Here is a 2,023-nt window from a genome sequence, read left to right as displayed (position 1 = left end):
CCCTGCCGGCGATCTCCCCGCCTTCGGCGCCGGCCCCGCGGTTCGCGCCGATCGGGCGGGCCGGTTCGGTGGGACGAGCGCGCCTGCTGTTGCTGCGTCACGCCGTCGCCCGGCGCGGGCCGCCGGTGCCGCTCGTCAGCACATCGTTCCGGGATGCGCCGTGGCGGGTCGCCGCGCTCTAGCCCCCTGCGTCGTGGGCCGGGCCGGGCGGGGCACCGTCGCCTGTGCGTCGGCCTGTGCGTCGGCCTGTGGCGTCGGTCTGTGGCGTCGCCGCGCGTCCCGTTTCGCCCCGTCAGTCCGTCACCCATCGCGTCCGCAGCGATCACCTTCGATCACGCCCGCCGCCGCCCGGTGGCGATCCCACGCGCCTGCGGCGCCCGCTCCTGGAGTGTCATGTCCCTGATCCGTCCCCGTCGCGAGGTCACCGTCCGCGTCGACGGGTCCCCCTCCCGCCACGCCGTGGTCCCACCCGCTTCGCCGTCGCTCCCGGTCGGGCCGCCCCCACCAGCCCAGCCGTCCCCAGCCGGCCGGCTATCCCTGGCCACCCGACCGTCCCAAGCCACCCGACCGTCCCAAGCCACCCAGCCGCCCCTGGCCACGCAGGCGTCCCGAGCCACCCGGCCGTCCCCGCCGGCTGGTCGGCGCCGGCGGGGACGGCTGTTCGGCGTCCTCGGGTCGGCGTTGGCTGCCTCATCGCTGTTGCTGATGTCCGCCTGCGCCGGCTCCGGCACGAACAACGGGGTGACCATCGTCGACGCGGGCGACGGGGACAACGACGGTCTGCACGGCACCGTCCCGGCACAGCGGCTGGCCAAACCCGCCCTGAATCTGACCGACACTGACGGACGCCCCTTCGACCTGCGGGAACGCACAAAGGGAAAAATCACCCTGCTGTTCTTCGGCTATACGAACTGCCCCGATGTCTGCCCGACCACGATGGCGGACATCTCCTCCGCGCTCACCGAGGTCAAACCGGACGTACGGCAGCAGATCGCGGTCGTTTTCGTGACGTCCGATCCTGATCGGGATACCGGGCCGGTTCTCAGTCGTTGGCTTAGGCAGTTCGACGCGACCTTCATCGGTGTCCGTGGCACGTTTGATCGGATCCGCTCCGAGGCCGAGGCCCTGGGCGTCCCCCTGGAGAAGCCCGAGGTTCAGGCCGACGGTTCCGTTCTGGTCACCCACGGCTCGCAGGTGATCGCCTTTTCCCGAGACGACCGGATCCGCGCGCTGTACCTGGCGGGCACGGGCGTCCAGGCATACATCGACGACCTGCCCAAGCTGACCGCCGAGCGGTCCGGACCAGAAGCCCGGTAATGAACACGATCGCCTACCGCCTCACCACGCCGACGCAGCCGGCGAGCCGGGGCATCTCCACCGTCCTGCGCCTGGCGCTCGGCGCCGTCTGGCTCGTCGCGGGCCTGCTGAAGGTCAACGATCCGGACGGCATGCTGCGTTCGGTGCGGGCGTTCCGCATCCTGCCCGAGGCGCTGGTGCAGCCGGTGGCCTACGGCGTGCCGTTCCTCGAGATCGCCCTCGGCGTGCTGCTCATCGTGGGGCTCGCGGTGCGGGTGACCGCACTGGTGTCGGCGCTGATGTTCGCCGTCTACATCGCGGCCATCGCCTCGGCGGCGGTCCGCGGGCTGCGCATCGACTGCGGCTGCTTCTCCTCCGGCGGCGACCTGACGGCCGACGCCCCCACTCACTACGCCTCCGAGCTGGTCCGCGACAGCCTGCTGCTCGCCGCGGCGGCGCTGCTCGCCTGGCGGCCCGGCGGCTACCTCGCCGTGGACCGCATCCTCGACAAGCCGGTCAACGACCGTTCCAGGAGTGACACAGATGGCCTCGAACTCTAAGACCCGCGGCAAGGGCGGGAGCGGCCGCAACGCCCCGACCGCAGCCAAGCCGGCCGACCGACCCGCCGCCGGCGCCGCGGGCGGGCCCGCCCGGACCCGGGCGGTCGAGCAGTCCGACGGGACCTGGCACATCGAGGGCGTCAAGCGCTTCATCACCAGCGGCGACT

The 2,023-nt window shown here is 72.4% G+C and carries 2 protein-coding genes and 2 pseudogenes; all 4 read left to right on the top strand.

The window, feature by feature from the left end; translation table 11 throughout:
* A pseudogene (locus tag ND748_RS30765) lies at positions 1-182 on the top strand (hypothetical protein); the annotation flags it as partial.
* Between the two features lie 559 nt (positions 183-741).
* Positions 742-1,317 (top strand): SCO family protein, encoded by a 576-nt coding sequence (locus ND748_RS30760; protein WP_251749802.1) that lies wholly within the window; start codon positions 742-744, stop codon positions 1,315-1,317.
* The gene (locus ND748_RS30755) at positions 1,317-1,856 is read left to right on the top strand and encodes a MauE/DoxX family redox-associated membrane protein (RefSeq protein WP_251749800.1); all 540 of its coding nucleotides are present in this window, start codon (positions 1,317-1,319) and stop codon (positions 1,854-1,856) included. Before ND748_RS30760 ends, ND748_RS30755 begins: the two co-directional genes overlap by 1 nt.
* A 61-nt stretch (positions 1,857-1,917) precedes the next feature.
* Positions 1,918-2,023 (top strand): annotated as a pseudogene (locus ND748_RS35210) (hypothetical protein); the annotation flags it as partial.

The sequence above is a fragment of the Frankia sp. AiPs1 genome (genome assembly GCF_023716945.1).
GTDB lineage: Bacteria > Actinomycetota > Actinomycetes > Frankiales > Frankiaceae > Frankia.
Note: the sequence above shows the minus strand (reverse complement) of the source record. Positions and strands in the feature narration are given on the sequence as shown.